Here is a 17,586-nt window from a genome sequence, read left to right as displayed (position 1 = left end):
TGATCCTTTGTACCCTTTATCACTAGGCACAGGAGCAAAGGTTCAAACTAGCGACGCTTACCACAAAGTAGTAAGCGTCTTACTAATTACTTCCAGCTTGATTCTACAAAGCGCGGTAACTCATCAGGGTAAGGTGTGAAGTTCAACTCTTTACTGAAGGCGTAATTACTTGAATAAGAAAACATTGGCGCCCAATAAGCCTCTTCAGTAATTTTCTTAATCGCTTCACTGTAATTCTTTTTACGAATTTCAGGGTCAACGTTGGTATCCGCTGCATTGACTAAAGCGATCACCTCTTTGTCATGGTTCATGTCATCCGCGCCACCATTAAAATAAACGCTGGTCATGGCGGAAGCATCGTTCACAGAATAAGAACCCCATGTTTGGAAAGCCAAGGGAACGTTTCCTGAACGCTGCTCTTTGCGCAATGCTGCATAGGTCAACATGTGCATTTTAGCGGTGATACCAACTGCTCGAAGGTTACCTAGAACAGCCTCAGCTAAATCCATATCTCGGTAAGCATAAAAATCAGTTTGGAAACCATTTGGGTAGCCAGCTTCTGCAAGCAAGGCTTTCGCTTTGGTTGGGTTATAGTCGAATTTTTTCGCAGCGGACACATCACAACCAAACTGGGAAGGGAAACACGGCGTATAAATGGCACGACTGCCGCCACGAACTAATTCATTTGCTAGCGCATCACGATTAATCGCGTAGTTCACAGCCTCACGAACTAGCTTATTGTGGAATGGCGAATCTTTTAGAGCTTCGCTGCTGGTATCCATTGCCAAATAGCCAACTCGCATAGTTTCGGAACTAATTACTTCCAAATTTGGCATCATTTTCATTTCATCTGCCTGATCGGACGGTACACGCCATGTCCAATCCACACCGCCGGTCATCAGCTGAGCAAGGCGAGCATCAGGATCAGGAATGACTTTGAATTGAATTTTTCCGATTGCAGGTTTTTTAATCGGACCACCTTCAAAGTAGCCTTCATAGCGTTCTAGGTTCGCTCCTTCACCACTCAGTACTTCAGTGATTTTATAAGGGCCTGTACCAATAGGTGCTTTGGCATAGCCTTCAATGCCAACCGACTTAAAATATTTTTCAGGATAGATAGGCGTTGGGCCAGACAAGTATTCCAATGCTGCGGGGAAAGGCTGCTTTAGTACCAAACGTACAGTGTATTCATCAACTTGCTCAGCATGATCGATCCAATCGACGTTTTGACGCGTGACGATTTTAGACTCAGGAGACGTAACATAATTAAAGGTGAAAGCCACATCCGCCGCGCTGAAAGCATCTCCATTTTGGAAAGTGACGCCCTTACGTAAAGTAAAAAGCAAATGCGTTGGATCTTCCCATTTCCAGCTGGTCGCTAACAAAGGCTGATATTCGCCAGTTTCCATGTCTCGATGAATCAACGTATCCCAAGCAAGATGAGACAGGATAATACCTTCCCTCACATTGTTGTGATAAGGACTGACGTTTTCCGGCTCAAGCCCTACAGCGTACACCAAGGTGTCATTCGCCTTATTCGCTAATGCTGGCGCTGTCACACCAACCAAAGAGCAAGCGATAAGAGCACTGACCAGCGTTCGACGTGGAGCGCGGTCTAATACTTGACGTCGAGAAAAATGGTTATGACTGAGTTTTTTCATCGTTTCGTTCCTTTTACATTTTTTTAATGTGATATTCATGCAGTGCAACTTTCATTTTTCATTCACATTATGCAAAAAATACCATTGCCACAATTAAAAAAAATGCAAAGAATCGTTGCCAAAAAAGCATGACTATGGCGAAATGATAAAAAATATAAAATCTAATAAAAATCGCCAACGTTCGTTAAAATGCAGGAAAAACACGATGGAAGCCGCATTAAGATTACAAGATACCGCGCTACGCTATTTTTTAGAGGTCGCAAGATATGGATCGATAAGCGAAGCTTCTTTGCACTTAAATGTGGCAGCAAGCGCAATTAGCAGGCAGATAAATAATCTAGAAGATATTCTCGGTACAACCTTGTTTGAGCGCCGTCCTAGAGGGATGGAGTTGAGTGCAGCAGGTGAAATGCTCGCGGTTTACGCTCGTAAAAACGCACTAGAATCGGACAGAATTGTATCGGAAATTGCCGCTTTGGAAGGTCTTAATCGAGGCCATGTGAAAATTTCTTGCTCGGAAGGTTTTGCAATGGAATTCTTGCCTCGTAACATTGCAAGTTTTCGAGAACAACATGAAGGCATTCATTTTCAGATCAATGTCAGCTCTCCTGGGGAAGTATCACGACGCGTTAGCCATGGAGATGCCGACATAGGAGTGACCTTAAGTTTATCTCCAGCCAAAGATATTCAAGTCGCCTACCGACAACCTTCTCCGATCCTCGCTGTGGTAAATCCAAATCACCCATTAGCTAACAAAAAAAGCATCTCCTTAGCCCAATTACAGCCATACCCAATAGCTCTACCAGAAGAAAGCACCACAGTCAGACAGCTGTTTGATATCTGCTGTAGCCGTTTAAATTTGTTATTCGATCCTGTTTTAGTATCCAACAATATGGCGACCTTAAACCGCTTTACGACTTATGACGGCGGTATTCATCTTGCGGGTGAAATTTCGATACGTCATCAACTGGCCAGCAGCGAATTGGTCGCTATCCCGATTCGAGATAGGGGTATGGACATCCGCAACATTGAAGTACAAACCCTATCAGGACGAACCTTACCCGCTGCAGTGAGAGTATTCTTAGATTATATGATCGAAAAAATGCAGAATGAAAAAAGCATCTAAGACATAGACTCAGCACTACTTTCAATTTTTAAGATATAAAAAAAGAGCCAAAGACAATCTTTGGCTCAATTCATCAAAACAATAATGCTGTGCCTTTTTTCTAGAAACCTCTACCCTTTTCCAAGAGAGCCTTACCTTTCTGATAATAGGCTTTTCTTTCTTCTTCAGGCACCATGTCGCCGCCAGTTGCCCACATAATATGTGTCGCTTGCGACATTTTTTCTTCGATTTGGTGAGCCGTTAGGTAATCATGCCCTTCGGTTAAAATTCGCAGCACACCACTTGCACCCGCGGCGCCAGACGGCTCTACAGGAATACCTTCAGTATCCACCAGCATGGCTAAATGACGATACATATTGTCATCAGAGACGGTATAAACACCGCTGAGCAGTGAATCCATCATTGGGCCAACAAAAGCAGAAGGTCGGCCAACGGCTAAACCATCGGCACAGGTTTGATTATCGATACCCAGTTCTTGTACAGAAATGCCGTTATGCAAAGCCGTTTCCATTCCTAACACCATACAAGGAGAATGCGTCGGTTCTGCAAAAAAACAATGCACATGATCACCAAACACCTGTTTCAGGCCAAAGGTAATACCGCCAGGCGCGCCGCCGACACCACAAGGTAAGTAGACAAACAAAGGATGATCTTTATCGACGACAATACCCTGCTCGACCAGCTGCTTTTGCAATCGTAATGCCGCCACGCTGTAGCCTAAAAACAATGACTTAGAATCTTCATCATCGATAAAATACGCCGTATCCTTTTGCATGGCTTCCTGTCGACCTTGTTCCACTGCCACTCCATAATCAGCAGTATGTTCAACGACATTGACGCCTTTGCTTCTTAGCAAGGCTTTTTTCCATTCACGGGCATCAGACGACATGTGAACCGTGACATCAAAGCCCAATTTGGCGCTCATAATGCCAATGCTTAAGCCAAGATTTCCGGTTGAACCGACAACTATTTGATGCTTTGAAAATAACTCTCGAAAATGCTCTAAATCACAAGCCCGATAATCGTCACTGGTTTTTAATAAGCCATTTGCTAGCGCCAAACGCTCGGCATGCAATAAGACTTCATAAATACCACCACGAGCTTTAATAGAGCCAGCAATCGGTAATTGATTGTCGCACTTCACCCATAAACGGCCGGGGATTTCTAGATTCAGCGAATCCGACAAAGCTCGCTGCATAGCAGGAATGGCCTTTAACTCAGATTCGATGATGCCGTTAGTAACCGCCGTTTCGAAAAACACTTGAGCAAGATAAGGCGCAAAACGCGTGAGTCGATCAGAGGCATCTAGCATGTCTGACATTTGCAGAGACAGCTTAGATTGCACTTCATCAAACCGCGCTTTTTTTGGATTGAACCAAGTGATTTCCTGCAATGCAATTAGCGACTGCACAACAGGGGTAGAAATATAGTCGGTCACTTAAATACTCCATGAAAGCTTTCGATAAATTAAAATCCCATAAAACCGTCTGTATTTTTCAACGCTGGCAAACGAGACAACATGGCGATATCGACTCTTGGGCGCGCGAGATCAGGTGTTTTTTCTAACAAGGCTTCTAACGATTTGGCAAACGCCAAGGTGGATAAATCGTCGCCTCGTCGGCCAATGATCTGCAAACCAAACGGCATGTTGTTTTTGTCTCGGCCCACTGGCAGAGTCACAGATGGATGACCTGTTAAAGTCGATGCGTAAGCCATAGAAAGCCAGTGATAATAGCTTTGTGTCGGCTTGCCATCAATCTGCTCTGGGTAAAGTTCATGCCAATCTCGTGGGCTAATCGTCGTGGTTGGCGCCAAAATAAAATCATACTCATCAAAAAACAGCTGCCACGCACGATACATCACGCTTTGTTTGTTTAGCGCACTGACTACATCTAATGCGCTGTATGACTCGCCTTCTTCAATATTCATCAAAATATTTGGCCCCATTTGATCTGGGTATTTGTGGGACAAATCGCGGTGATGACCAGAAAAGTTAAGCGCTCTTAACACAGCAAAAATATGATCGGCGTTGTCGCAATTAGGATGCGCATTGTCACATTGGGCGAATACAGAACCAAACTTGTCGATTTTTTCTTGGAAGGATTCTTTGATCAAATTTTCCGTCATGGCAAAGCCAAAGTCGTTGGTAAAAGCCACTTTAGCGCTACTCAGATCAAAGTCCGGTAAGTGGCGATAAGCATCGGCATTGTGTTGCCCAACGCCCTCCACCACAGAGACCCAAGGATCACGACGATCAGGACGAATCATCTGCGATAACATCAAGCCAACATCTTCGACTGAACGAGCCATCGGCCCATTGGTTGGTAGAGGAATTAAGCCGATAGGCCGACTATGTCCAGGCACCACGCCAGGAGAAGGACGAAAGCCAACTACGCCACAAAAGGCCGCTGGATTACGCAAGCTGCCGCCAGTATCTGATCCGGTTGCTAATGGGGTCATGCCGCAAGCTAACGCCACCGCCGAGCCGCCAGAAGATCCGGCCGCCGAACGAGTCACATCAAACGGGTTCGCCGTCGCACCATAAACAGCATTGCGTGTATTGCCACCCGCACTCCATTCCGGATTATTGGCTTTACCAAGCGGCAAAGCGCCTGCTTGGCGTAACTGCGCGACCATTGGGTCATCAGATGTGGCCATATTATCTTTATAAATTGTACTGCCGAATGTCGTTGGGAACCCCGTTAGGTCGACCATGTCTTTCACGCTCAATGGCAAACCATGCAACACGCCCAACGACTCGCCTTTATCAATGGTTTTTTGAGCTCGCTTAGCTTGAGCCATTAGATCATCTGGATCACAAGCAACAATTGCATTCACAGCATGATTCACTGCATTCATTCGCGTAATACAGCTTTGCGCCAACTCCATAACAGACAATGACTTTTGCGCCATCAATCGGCGCGCTTCGGCTGCATTTAGATCACAAGCTTCCATCCATACCTTCTTAGTGAGTTATTCACATCGTAATTAAATTAAAACGATGTTAAGCCTCAAAAAGGCATCGAAAAAGCGGAATAATTCGAAGGTATCCATGCATTTTAGGCAAAGCAAGTGGCCTCCTTAAAATAATAAAACACTCTCGATAACTTCTTGTCCATGCGTCTAAACCCAGCTAGCTCCAATCGCTTAATTTTCCATGTACTTTCTTAAGCATTCTTAAGGAAAGTGCTTTTCTTAAGCCTCTAAGAGGCTTCAATAAAATTAAAAATAGAAGATAAGCACATGATATTAAAAGGTTTATTAATTACTAATCACGTGGAAAACTTTTTTATTATTATTAATAAAATACTTTTTCGACGTAAGTTTTTCTTAATTCTAAGTCTCTAATCTGAAGCTATACAAATTGAGGTGTTTTCCACTATGCAGCATTCAGATTCATTACAGACCAACAAAGAGCGAACCATTGTCGCCACCCCAACCATGCCCTATGAGTTTGTTGCTGCTAATGCAGACGGTTACGCTCGACAGGATTTAGAAACTTTTGTCAAAGACGGTTTTGCGAAAAAATACCAAGCGGATGTGAACACTTTCATGCCGATTCTGCTTGGTATTAAAGCACAAGGTTTAAGAGCAGTGATGGGCGTTCGTCGCGGCACTCAGCCATTATTTGTCGAACAATATTTACCTGTTTCAATCACCGAGAGCTTAGAAAAACACGGCATCTGGACCGAACGCTCCAGTGTTGCAGAGTTAGGTAATCTCTATAGTCAAAACCAGCGTTTTACCTTGCCCTTATTAATGACGGTAGTGATGGGTCTATACCTTTCCGAGGTGAGCTACTTAGTTTTTGCAGGTACAGAAAAGGTGCGCCAGCTATTGGGAAAACTAAAACTGCCACTTACCTTTTTAGCCGATGCAAACCCTAACTTGCTAAAAAATGACGGCACTCAATGGGGCAGTTATTACGACAACAACCCCAAAGTAATGTTTTTGGACGTGAAAAAAGCAGTCGCACTAGCACTGCAGCAACCTGAACTAGAAGCCTTAATGGATCTTGTTCAAGCAAATTTCCAACACCTATTGCAGCAGCTAAGGAACGCATAATGTGGTATTTCTCTTCACCAGAATGGGCAAATAAAATCGCCCTAGTACAACAAGACAAACAGCTAACCTATCAAGCGCTAGCTAATGCTGTGACCGCTCGTAAAAACTGGCTGATAGAGCAACAAGTGTCTCGGGTTGCCGTCGCCATGGATAACACCATTGAATGGGTATTGTTTGACCTAGCATGCCAAGACGCAGAGCTTTGTTGCGTGCCAGTACCGAGCTTTTTCAGCCCTCAACAAACGGCTCACTTGCTTAATGAAAGCGGCATCGAATTGATGCTAACACAAGACAACAATAGTCCCAGTAACAGGAACAGCCCAGCTAACAATGATGCGACGGATAGCCCGTTTGCAGGTGTTTATGCCACTCGTTTAACGGTACAACATGAGCCCAAAATTCCAGCTGGGACGAATAAAATCACCTTTACATCTGGCACCACAGGCAGTCCGAAAGGCGTCTGTTTGAGCAACGAAGCACAATTAAATGTCGCGCACTCTCTTGCTGATGCAGTAGCGCTACAAGACGTTCGCCATTTGTGTTTATTACCTTTGGCGACTTTGTTAGAAAATATCGCGGGTATTTATGCGCCTCTTTTAGTTGGCGGCACCATTATTTTAGCAAGCCAAGAAGAACGTGGTTTTAGTGGCAGCCGTTTGGCTCAACCGCAACAATTACTAGCACTGATCAGCCAGCAACAACCAACCAGTTTGATTTTAGTACCAGAGCTGCTTTCGCTGTTTGTTGGTGCCTGTCAGCAAGGTTGGAAGCCTCCACAGTCCTTAAGATTTATAGCTGTTGGCGGCGGAAAAGTCGCTGCAGGTTTAGTGCAAAAAGCACACGTTCTTGGTTTACCTGTTTATCAAGGTTATGGCTTGTCTGAATGCGCGTCTGTGGTGTCATTAAATACACCTATGCAAGAAGACCAAGCCTCTGCCGGAGCCGTGTTGCCCCATAATCAATTACATATTGAGCAAGGAGAATTAGTAATCACTGGCAACCTTTTCCTTGGTTACCTAAATCAACCAGAAAGCTTTTATCCACAAGAAGTACGCACTGGAGATTTAGTCAGCTTAACAAACGGTTTTCTGAACATTGATGGGCGCCAGAAGAACATCATCATTAACTCTTTTGGTCGCAACTTGTCACCAGAATGGGTAGAAGCCGAACTCATGGCAACGGGTTATTTCCGCGAAGCATTGGTGTTTGGTGAAGCAAAACCTTATTGCGGCGCATTACTCAGCCCTGCAGCAGCGCACATAACCGAAGAGCAAATTCAACAAGTGGTTTCCATGGTGAATCAACACTTGCCAGATTACGCTCGTATTGGCACTTGGCTTCCACTAGCGCAGCCATTGATGAGCATTCCAGGCATGGTCACCGCTACAGGAAAACCGATTCGCGATAAAATTTTGGCGCATTTTGCCGACCAAATTGAACCCTTATACCAAGACACTTTTTTACAATTAAACACCGCATTTGGAGAATCACTATGACACTTTATCAACGCCTACAACAAGAAACCCTAGCTGAAAGACAATACTTGGTGACATCACCTATTATCCAACGCTGTTTCCATGGCCAAATCACCTTAGAAAACTACATCGATTTTTTGACTCAGGCTTATCATCACGTCAAACACACTGTGCCATTATTGATGGCTGTGGGTAGTCGTTTATCGGAAGAAAAAGAATGGCTACGGGAAGCTGTTGGCGAATACATTGAAGAAGAAATGGGCCATCAAGAATGGATCCTAAACGACATCGCAGCCTGTGGTGCGGACAAAGAAACCGTACGCAGAAGCCTGCCAGCAGCGGCAACAGAATTGATGGTAGCGTACGCCTACGACGCAGTAAATCGTATCAATCCATTGCGTTTTTTTGGCATGGTTTTCGTGCTTGAAGGCACCAGCATTGCCTTAGCTGATAACGCTGCAGAACAAATCAAAAACAAACTCGACTTACCTGCGAATGCCTTTAGCTACTTGCGTTCACATGGCTCATTGGATCAAGAACACATCGTCTTCTTTGAAAACCTGATGAATAAAATCACTGACAAAAACGAACAAGATCAGATCATTCACAGTGCAAAAATGTTTTTCAAACTTTACGCCAATATTTTCCGCGAGCTAGACAGTACAACAGCTCAAGCCGACGCGGCATAGGAGAAGCATGATGCAATGGCAACAACAAACCTGTTTATTAACTGGCGCGACGGGCGGCATAGGTCAAGCAATCGCGAAAGCCTTAGCCAACAAAGGGGTAAGCTTGATACTGCAAGGTCGAAGTGAATCTCGCTTGCAACAACTTAGCGATTCTTTGACTGGCGAACATAAGATACTCGTGGCGGACATCACCACAATACAAGGCCGTGAAAAAATCTGCCGCATGGCTGAATTGAACGCAATCAGTATGTTGATTAATAACGCAGGCGTTGGGCAGTTCTCTTTACTGGAAGAGACAGAAGAAGCCGTCATTGTAGACACCTTAGAAATCAACTTATTAGCACCAATTCTACTTATTCAAGAATTACTGCCTTTGTTGCAAAAAGCCGATCAACAGCAACCAGCACCGTCATACGTGATCAATGTTGGCTCAGCGTTTGGCAGCATAGGTTTCGCTGGACAATCGATTTACTGCGCCAGCAAATTTGGTCTACGAGGTTTTACTGAAGCCTTGTACCGTGAATTAGCAGATACGAATGTTCATATTAGTTACTTTGCGCCACGAGCAACCGCCACCAGCATTAACAGCGATCAAGCAATGGCGATGAACAAAGCCTTGGGCAATAGCGTAGATTCACCAGAAAGCGTTGCTAACGCCCTTATTCAACAACTTGAAAAAGGTCACGCCAGACTGTTTGTCGGTTTTCCTGAAAAGCTCTTTGTCAAAATCAACGGTGCTTTTCCACATATTGTGGACAAAGCTCTGTTTAAAAAACTTCCGATTATTAAACGCTTTCTACGTCGTGAAAAAGACGTCGAGCAAACAGCACAAGAGGTATTATCATGAAATCATTTATTACTGCTAGCCTACTCACTCTCGGCTTAGTTTCCTCTACTTGGGCCGCTGGCACCTCTAGTTTGTTAGAGATTCAACAGCGTTGGGCGCAAATTAACTATCAAATGGAAGACGATGCCAAAGAAGCAGCGTTTAACGACCTTGCGATCAAAGCGCAGGAACTGGTTAATGCAGAACCGAATAATCCAGACGATCTGATTTGGCTTGGTATTATTCAATCGAGCACTGCGGGTGCAAAAGGCGGATTAGGTGCGTTATCTTTAGCGAAAGCGGCGAAAAAGTCATTCGAAGACGCTATTACGATTAATCCTAGTGCTTTATCGGGTTCCGCAATGACAAGCTTAGGCGTGCTTTATCATAAAGTGCCAGGTTGGCCGATTGGCTTTGGTAGCGACAAAAAGGCCAAAGAATTACTGGTGCAGTCTTACAAACTTAACCCGACTAGCATCGACAGTAACTACTTCCTTGCAGAGTTTTTATACGACGATGGTGACTATGAAGGAGCGAAACAACACCTAGAAAAAGCCCAAAAAGCCGCTCCTAGACCAACTCGTCCTATCGCTGATATTGGCCGCCACAAAGAAGTGGATACCTTGATGGAAAAGGTAAATCAGAAGCTATAAAGGACACTCCTGTTTACCAATAAAATGACAGAAAGCCATCACAGCCAAGCTTCCATCTCACACCGGAATATTGGCTGTTTGTTTTTTTGCCTTGTTCTATTTACGCCGTTAGCGCGGCATAAGGAGGTGTAATTTCCCGATGTTGAAAGGATAAAATCAGCGGATTTTTAATCACGCCTTCATCGATGTTTATCGCTCGGCGAATGGTTTCGTTTTGCTGCCAATGCTCGCGGCCTTCTAAGACGTTTTCTAAGTAGACAATCAAGGCGGCAGAAATCGAGCGCGTGGCGCTTTCCCATAAGTAGCTTGGCGTATGATCGACAGCATAATAATCGATAGTGTTGTACTGAAACATCGGCTCTTGGAAGCTAGTCGGCTTGGCAAAGAAAAAGCCCATGCCTTCGTCACAGCTGACATCAATGATTAAACAATTTGGTTTCAACGATGCCGCTTCGGATTCGATAATAAAATTGGTCGGATGATCTGTTTCTTGGAAAGTACCATTCACGATAATATCCGTTTCACCAATCAGCTCAGTCAAAGGACGAATCGTGCCGTCGTGTTCAACCACCACCATGCGCGCTTCACCTTTTTCTCCTTCGCGTACTTTTACATAATGACAATCAAGTACTTCTTCACGTACTTCATGGTCTGGTCGCTGAATACAAATGGTGATATCACGAAATCCGTGGGCTTTAAGCGCATAAATCGCACCGCGACTTACTGCTCCAAAGCTAAAAATAACCACTTTACGCTGGTTGCCATAATGTCCGTCGATGCCTTTTAACTGCAAGGCATGAATCACCGCACAATAACCGGCCATTTCGTTGTTTTTATAAAAGGTATGACGACCAACTTGTCCCGTTGGAGACCAGACAAACATGTCTTCGAAAGCAATCAAGGTGAGCTTGCGATCCAGTGCCGCTTGGGTAATCTCCCGTTGTTGCACGCAATGAACATAACCCCACAAAATGCCGCCTTCGCGTAATTCTTCTAAATCGGCCAATACAGGTTTGGCTATAATTACCGCACCAATATCGGCAAGTATTTCATGGCGTGTGGCAATGCCGCCAGTTTGTGCTGCAATCTCGTCGTCAGAAATATTAAACGCTGATCCGTAGCCTTCTTCAAAAATTAAGCGATGACGAAGATATTCAGGAATGCGAACTAAATGCTCCGGATGGATAGGATAACGTCGCTCATCTGTTTTTCTAGATGTACCGATCACGCCAAAAGTTAGTTGACTCATACTGTTTCCTTTTTAATAAAGAATTTAATAAAAATATAAACTTGTTTGAGTTCACAAACGCGTGATCAACCACGCCAATAAACTGGTTTAGATCTGTTAAATGTCGTTAGAATTATTATTAATACTGCTGATGTATAAAAGATACGAAGTGGTCTGAGAGGGACATCCAATCTTGCAAAAGTAGGCGTCCATTACGGGGTGTGGATCAGTGCGAAGACAGGCCATGGTAACACCAAAGCCCATCAATAACTGGCTTAACCTGACATTACCAATAAAAAAGGTGGCACAATGTGCCACCAAGGGAGATTTTCTTTATGCTGCGAATAGATGCCCGAACTGATCTCGCAATAGATTTTTCTGTACTTTGCCCATCGTATTTCTTGGCAACTCCTCGATAACAACAAACTTCTTCGGTTGCTTAAAACGCGCCAAAGTCTGAGCAATATTTTTCTCTATCGACTCTAAATCTAGCGTCACACCTGGTTTTGCAATTAAAACGGCAACAACCGTTTCACCAAAATCTGCATGTGGCACACCAATCACGGCACTCTCTAATACACCTTCTTCTTCGTCGAGCAATAACTCCAACTCTTTTGGATAAATATTGTAGCCGCCAGAGATAATGAGGTCTTTATTACGTCCGACGATATGAACATAGCCATCTTTATCGATAAGTCCTAGGTCTCCTGTAATAAAGAAACCATCTTCACGCAGCTCTTCAGCCGTTTTTTCTGGCATTTGCCAATAGCCTTTAAAGACATTAGGTCCACGTACCTCAATCTGGCCAATTTCACCCTGAGGTAACGTTTCGCCTGTATCCATATCAGTAATTTTCACCTCGGTTCCCGGTAGAGGAAGACCAACAGTACCTGCACGACGCTCCCCGTCATAAGGATTAGAGGTATTCATATTGGTTTCCGTCATGCCATAACGTTCCAAAATGCGATGCCCAGTTCGTTCTTCAAACTCAACATGAGTATCGGCTAACAAAGGCGCGCTACCAGAAATAAACAAACGCATAGGCTGCGCAAGTTCTTTGGTAAAACGAGGATCACTCAATAAACGTGTGTAAAAAGTTGGAACCCCCATCATAACCGTCGCCTGAGGCATCAAATTCAACATGATATCAAGATCAAACTTTGGCAAGAAAATGATTTTACTACCTGCAGTCAATGACACGTTTGTCGCAACAAACAAACCATGAGTATGGAAAATAGGAAGTGCGTGGAGCAGAACATCTTGCTCAGTAAAACGCCATTCATCGGCAAGTGCTTGAGAGTTGGATAACAAGTTACCATGAGTTAACATCGCACCTTTTGAACGCCCAGTCGTACCTGAGGTATAAAGGAAAGAAGCCAAGTCATCCTCTTCACGAGGTACCGTATCAAACACTGTAGGCATAGTTTGAGCTAATACAGAAAACTCACCGGAACCATCTTCGTTTAGCGTTTTTAATATAGCGCCACAAACGGCGGCCACAGGTTGCAATGCGGCGGCTTGTTTCTCGTCACAAAGTAGCACTTTTGCTCGACTGTCTTTGACAAAGTAAGATACTTCATCCGCGGTATAAGCCGTATTCAATGGCAAGAAAACAACACCGGCTTGTGCACAGGCTGCATATACAGCTAAGGCTTGGGGAGACTTAGCAATTTGTACCGCTAGACAATCATCAGGCTGCAAACCTAACTGAACCAATGTATGGGCGTATTGCGAGGCCAATTCAAGAAACTCATTATGAGTCATAGTAGAGCCATCAGGCTGCTGCAAAAAAACGCTTGTTTTGCCTTTATGCTTACCAAATAAGCGATCGTATAGTGGGTTTGTCATTGTTATTCTCCTTTTTTTCTAGTCGCGATAGAAGCACTTAACGCATGTACCGCATCCGATGCCACTACTTTTTGTTCCGTGACGAACTGTTCGTGATTTTTTGAAACCTGAGATAAGTCGTATAAATAATTCACCATGGCACCATTTGACTGTTTCAAACCATTTTTCGAGATATCAGCATCGGCATGCACAGCTTGAATCATCGCACCATTACCGAGATGAAAACGCGTAACAGGGTCTAAAGGTTTACCATCAGGACGCTTAGCATTCAGCAGATAATATGCAGCTAAAGCTTGGTCTTTCCCCTTCCCTAAAGACCCCATTCCAGCGCTATTAGCCCACTTAGCCAAACCTGGAATAGGTGACAGGGTCACAAAGGTATTTAGATTATCCAAGTCTCTAGCAAGGTTTGCAGCAACTTGTTTGATGAGGAAATTACCAAACGATATTCCCGCTAATCCAGGCTGGCAGTTAGAAATAGAATAGAAAACTGCGGTGTCAGCTTCGTCAGCTTCAATTATTTCTCGATCGGTCGTCAACAAAGATTGTATGGAGCTCGCAGTGCCTTTGGTTAATGCGACCTCAACAAAAATTAATGGGTCGTCCGCCATAGAAGGATGAAAAAAGCCATAACAACGACGATCTGAAGGCTTTAAACGTTGGCGTAAATCATCCCAGCTATCGATGGCGTGCACAGCTTCATAAGCTATGATTTTTTCCAAAATACTGGCAGGACTGTCCCAATTAATTGGGCGTAGCACCAAAAAGCCACGATTAAACCAGGAAGTGAATAGATGGTTAAAATCTACGTCTAAAATCCCTAATGAGGCATCTTCTTTAGTGGCTTTTAATAAGTCTTCACGCATTTTTACCAATTTTGGCGTAGCGCCAGGAACTTGATTAAAGCGACGAATCAGCTCTTGTCGTCTTGGCTCACAAGCAGAGGCAAAGGCCTTATAAGTCTGCTTGCTTGGTTGCTTTTGATATTCCGTCAAAGCGGTAATCACTTCATCAGTAACCACTTCTAAACCGTGAGTCATAAATTCAAATAATTCACGTTTTTCATCGCTGGACATTTGATCATAACGATCGAGGATATTTCTCGCTAATGCGCCACCAGATACTTCACCATGACGAGTAAGTAAATCCTGACACATGGCTTTTACTGTTCGATTATCCTCTTCATTCGATCGTGCTTTGCGATAACGGCGATCAAAAACAGAAGAAAACAGCTCTGTAAAAAAATTCATATAATTAGCTCTCGTTATTTTTATTCGATTCCATTCTTATAAGATTCACCGTCACCATTGACGAAGTGAAGCTTAAGGATACTAATCTTTATGAAGACACCTAAAAAGAAGAGTTTTGAGATAATATCCTTGCCATTTAAGCAAAGCAAACAAACGTATCTTTATGATTCATTGAAACAATATTCAATTAAACTAAGCTATTTTTCTGCTGACAAGAACTGACATTAAGCGATGATAAGGTTACGCTGTTGCCCATTACTCAGGAAGATCAACGCATGACAGAACCTTTTAAAAACCTCTTCAATCACAATGTTATTAACGAGATAGCGAAACATTTTCAGCGCCATTGGAAAGACTTCGATAAACAAGGTTTTGTTGACGCGGCATGCGATCAACTTGAAGAGTTAGAACTAAAGGCCCGCTCACAACAAATCACCGCAGCCATGAGCCGTTATTTGCCGGATGATTTCGAACACGCAGGGCAAATTTTACTCGCAGCCTTGGCACCAGAAGCAAAAGAAAAACCAGCAACTGAGAGTGACGGTATTTCTGGCTGGGCGATTATGCCAATGGGCGATTACGTGGGCATGCATGGCCTTGCGCATCATGATCTATCCATGATTTTGTTAAATGCCATGACGCGTCGTTTTACCTCCGAATTTAGCATTCGTTTTTTCTTACTGGCCTCTCCAGAAGAAACGCTTAATACCCTCAAAAACTGGCTCAAAGATGACAACAAGCATGTACGACGTTTAATTTCAGAAGGTACTCGACCACGCTTGCCTTGGGCCATGCAGTTACCGAGTTTTATTCAGAATCCAACACCCGTAATTGAATTACTTGAAGCGCTTAAAGACGATCCAGAAGAATACGTACGTCGCTCAGTTGCGAATAATCTCAACGACATTGCCAAGGATCACCCTGACCTTGTAGCAGATATCGCCAAAAAATGGATGCAAGGCGCGGATATAAACCGTCAGAAGCTGATTCGCCATGCTTGTAGAACCTTATTAAAACAAGGTAACCAGAAGGCACTAGAAGTATTCGGTTATGGCAAACCAAAGTTAGGCAGTATTAAGTTGGAAATCCATGAAGAGCAGGTGAAATTGAACGGCAATTTGGAATTTTCACTGTTAGTCGAATCAACCAACGAGGGAGATCAAAGCTTAATGATCGATTATGTCATTCATCACCAAAAGAAGAATGGTAAAACAACACCCAAGGTATTTAAGTGGAAGAAAGCCACTTTACTGGCTGGAAAAAGTCTATCCATGAGTAAGAAACACCCTTTCAAAGCCATCACCACCCGAGTGTATTATGACGGCCTGCATGAGGTAGAGATTCTTGTTAATGGTCAATCCATTGCCAAAAATAGTTTCTTTTTATCAATAGACTAACCAACAACTACTCGATTACGTCCTGCGCCTTTAGCCTCATACAGTAAAATATCGGCGCGTTTTACAATCCGAGTCTGATCATCAAAATCTTGGTAATCGGTCACTCCCAAGCTAATGGTGAATGGAGGCATACCATTTTCATTCAGAAGGTCAATCTTCTTGCGTAGCTGCTCTGCCAATACACCAGCATCTTTGAGGTTAGTATCTCTTAGTAATATGGCAAATTCTTCACCACCAATTCTAAACAATACATCGGTTTCACGCAGGCGTTTTCGCAACGTGTTAACCAGTAATTTGAGCACATTATCTCCGACATCATGACCAAAGCCATCGTTGATTTTTTTAAAATGATCGACATCTAACAAGATTAAACTAAAATGATGGCCACGGTTCGCCAGCGCAAGTTCATCTTTAATTTGCTCGTCCCATTTGTGGCGATTAAACGTACCAGTCAACTTATCTCGTGTTGCTAGCTCAATCAACTGAGTTTCGACTTTATGTCGATTACTCATTTCTTTCGAAAACTGCCCTACTAATGCCTTTAAGTCTGTTTCTAATTCGTCAAGTTCATCTAAGCCTTTGTAGCTTAGCGAGGTATTGTCATGTTCGATAACAATTGAACGATGCAATGACTCTATCTGCCCACGTAGTGACCAAATTCGTTTACGAAAAGTAATGATGATATATAAGGTTAGATAAGTACCAATACCAAAAGCAGATACACCCAAAATAGCATTCATAATCACAAAATGACGTTCTTGACTTTCAACCGTTGCCGAAACATTCATGGTTAATTGGTCAATTTTTCTGAGCATCTCATCAGCCTGGGCATCTAAATCTTTATCCTGCTGTTCTAATATTTGCCAAGATGTTGAAAACCCTTGTTTGTCCTGCTCTAGAAAATCATCTACAAGACGATCAAAGCTCATTCGATGTTGGTGCAGAAGGTTAATTTGTTCAATTAAAGCCTTATGATCAAGTAATTTAATTCTTACGCTACCGAAACCAAGCCCAGTGTGTAGTATTTCCGTAGACTTATCCAACTGAGCGGCAAGCTGTTCGCTAAATTCATCAAAACCTTTTACGCTTTTCGCTTGCATGGATTTATTAGCAAAAAAAGCATCACCTTGTTGGCGAATACTCTCCATCAATAAATGCTGCTTAAGCTGCAACATTTCGATGTCTGCCATTACTTCAGAGAGCGGTACATCAATTTCTGCTACCTCATGCATTTCTTTATAAATACGCTGAGATTGGTAAGCAGAATAAAAAATCACGACAAATAAAAATGACAAAAGAATAAACGACAAACTGCTAATTTTTCGCGTCATAGATATATTTAACCAATTAAACATATAAAGCTTCTTG

Annotated in this window: 14 protein-coding genes; 7 read left to right on the top strand and 7 right to left on the bottom strand. The window is 43.3% G+C overall.

From position 1 onward, the window contains the following. Positions 1-86 precede the first annotated feature (86 nt). On the bottom strand, positions 87-1,661 hold the full coding sequence (locus CCS02_RS11855) for an ABC transporter substrate-binding protein (protein ID WP_100636668.1): 1,575 nt from the start codon (positions 1,659-1,661) through the stop codon (positions 87-89). 205 nt (positions 1,662-1,866) lie between these two features. Between CCS02_RS11855 and CCS02_RS11850 the strand changes: the two genes are divergently transcribed. Beyond that, a complete protein-coding gene (locus CCS02_RS11850; protein WP_100636667.1) occupies positions 1,867-2,787 on the top strand; it encodes a LysR family transcriptional regulator in 921 nt (306 codons plus the stop codon). Between the two features lie 100 nt (positions 2,788-2,887). On the opposite strand, the gene CCS02_RS11845 is transcribed toward CCS02_RS11850, so the two are convergent. Next, positions 2,888-4,225: a D-serine ammonia-lyase gene (locus CCS02_RS11845; protein ID WP_100636666.1), complete on the bottom strand. Its 1,338-nt coding sequence runs from the start codon at positions 4,223-4,225 to the stop codon at positions 2,888-2,890. A gap of 29 nt (positions 4,226-4,254) precedes the next feature. Next, on the bottom strand, positions 4,255-5,742 hold the full coding sequence (locus tag CCS02_RS11840) for an amidase (RefSeq protein ID WP_100636665.1): 1,488 nt from the start codon (positions 5,740-5,742) through the stop codon (positions 4,255-4,257). A 426-nt stretch (positions 5,743-6,168) separates the two neighbouring features. Between CCS02_RS11840 and CCS02_RS11835 the strand changes: the two genes are divergently transcribed. The 5 genes from CCS02_RS11835 to CCS02_RS11815 are packed head-to-tail and all read left to right on the top strand — an operon-like array spanning position 6,169 to position 10,495. Further along, on the top strand, positions 6,169-6,852 hold the full coding sequence (locus tag CCS02_RS11835; RefSeq protein WP_100636664.1) for a thermostable hemolysin: 684 nt from the start codon (positions 6,169-6,171) through the stop codon (positions 6,850-6,852). Beyond that, entirely contained in the window at positions 6,852-8,348 is a 1,497-nt protein-coding gene (locus tag CCS02_RS11830; RefSeq protein WP_100636663.1) for an AMP-binding protein, read from the top strand. Before CCS02_RS11835 ends, CCS02_RS11830 begins: the two co-directional genes overlap by 1 nt. Then, positions 8,345-9,016 (top strand): TenA family transcriptional regulator, encoded by a 672-nt coding sequence (locus tag CCS02_RS11825; RefSeq protein ID WP_100636662.1) that lies wholly within the window; start codon positions 8,345-8,347, stop codon positions 9,014-9,016. Before CCS02_RS11830 ends, CCS02_RS11825 begins: the two co-directional genes overlap by 4 nt. Positions 9,017-9,023: 7 nt before the next feature. Continuing rightward, positions 9,024-9,863, top strand: a complete 840-nt coding sequence (locus CCS02_RS11820) for an SDR family oxidoreductase (RefSeq protein ID WP_084122430.1) — start codon at positions 9,024-9,026, stop codon at positions 9,861-9,863. Then, positions 9,860-10,495, top strand: coding sequence for a tetratricopeptide repeat protein (locus CCS02_RS11815; protein ID WP_100636661.1), 636 nt, complete (start codon positions 9,860-9,862; stop codon positions 10,493-10,495). The genes CCS02_RS11820 and CCS02_RS11815 overlap by 4 nt, the downstream gene beginning before the upstream one ends. A gap of 100 nt (positions 10,496-10,595) precedes the next feature. Here CCS02_RS11815 and CCS02_RS11810 read toward each other — a convergent pair whose 3' ends face one another. From CCS02_RS11810 to CCS02_RS11800, 3 genes are all read right to left on the bottom strand, one after another. Further along, a complete protein-coding gene (locus tag CCS02_RS11810) occupies positions 10,596-11,744 on the bottom strand; it encodes a N(5)-(carboxyethyl)ornithine synthase (RefSeq protein ID WP_100636660.1) in 1,149 nt (382 codons plus the stop codon). Between the two features lie 312 nt (positions 11,745-12,056). Next, a complete protein-coding gene (locus tag CCS02_RS11805; RefSeq protein WP_100636659.1) occupies positions 12,057-13,571 on the bottom strand; it encodes a malonate--CoA ligase in 1,515 nt (504 codons plus the stop codon). Between the two features lie 2 nt (positions 13,572-13,573). Continuing rightward, entirely contained in the window at positions 13,574-14,821 is a 1,248-nt protein-coding gene (locus tag CCS02_RS11800; RefSeq protein ID WP_100636658.1) for a malonyl-CoA decarboxylase, read from the bottom strand. Between the two features lie 275 nt (positions 14,822-15,096). Here CCS02_RS11800 and CCS02_RS11795 point away from each other — a divergent pair, with 275 nt between their 5' ends. Beyond that, a complete protein-coding gene (locus tag CCS02_RS11795; protein WP_100636657.1) occupies positions 15,097-16,218 on the top strand; it encodes a DNA alkylation repair protein in 1,122 nt (373 codons plus the stop codon). On the opposite strand, the gene CCS02_RS11790 is transcribed toward CCS02_RS11795, so the two are convergent. Beyond that, positions 16,215-17,573, bottom strand: coding sequence for a GGDEF domain-containing protein (locus CCS02_RS11790; RefSeq protein WP_100636656.1), 1,359 nt, complete (start codon positions 17,571-17,573; stop codon positions 16,215-16,217). The genes CCS02_RS11795 and CCS02_RS11790 overlap by 4 nt on opposite strands. Between the last annotated feature and the right edge of the window lie 13 nt (positions 17,574-17,586).

Source organism: Marinomonas sp. ef1, from assembly GCF_002806845.1.
GTDB classification, from domain to species: Bacteria; Pseudomonadota; Gammaproteobacteria; order Pseudomonadales; family Marinomonadaceae; genus Marinomonas; species Marinomonas polaris.
Note: the sequence above shows the minus strand (reverse complement) of the source record. Positions and strands in the feature narration are given on the sequence as shown.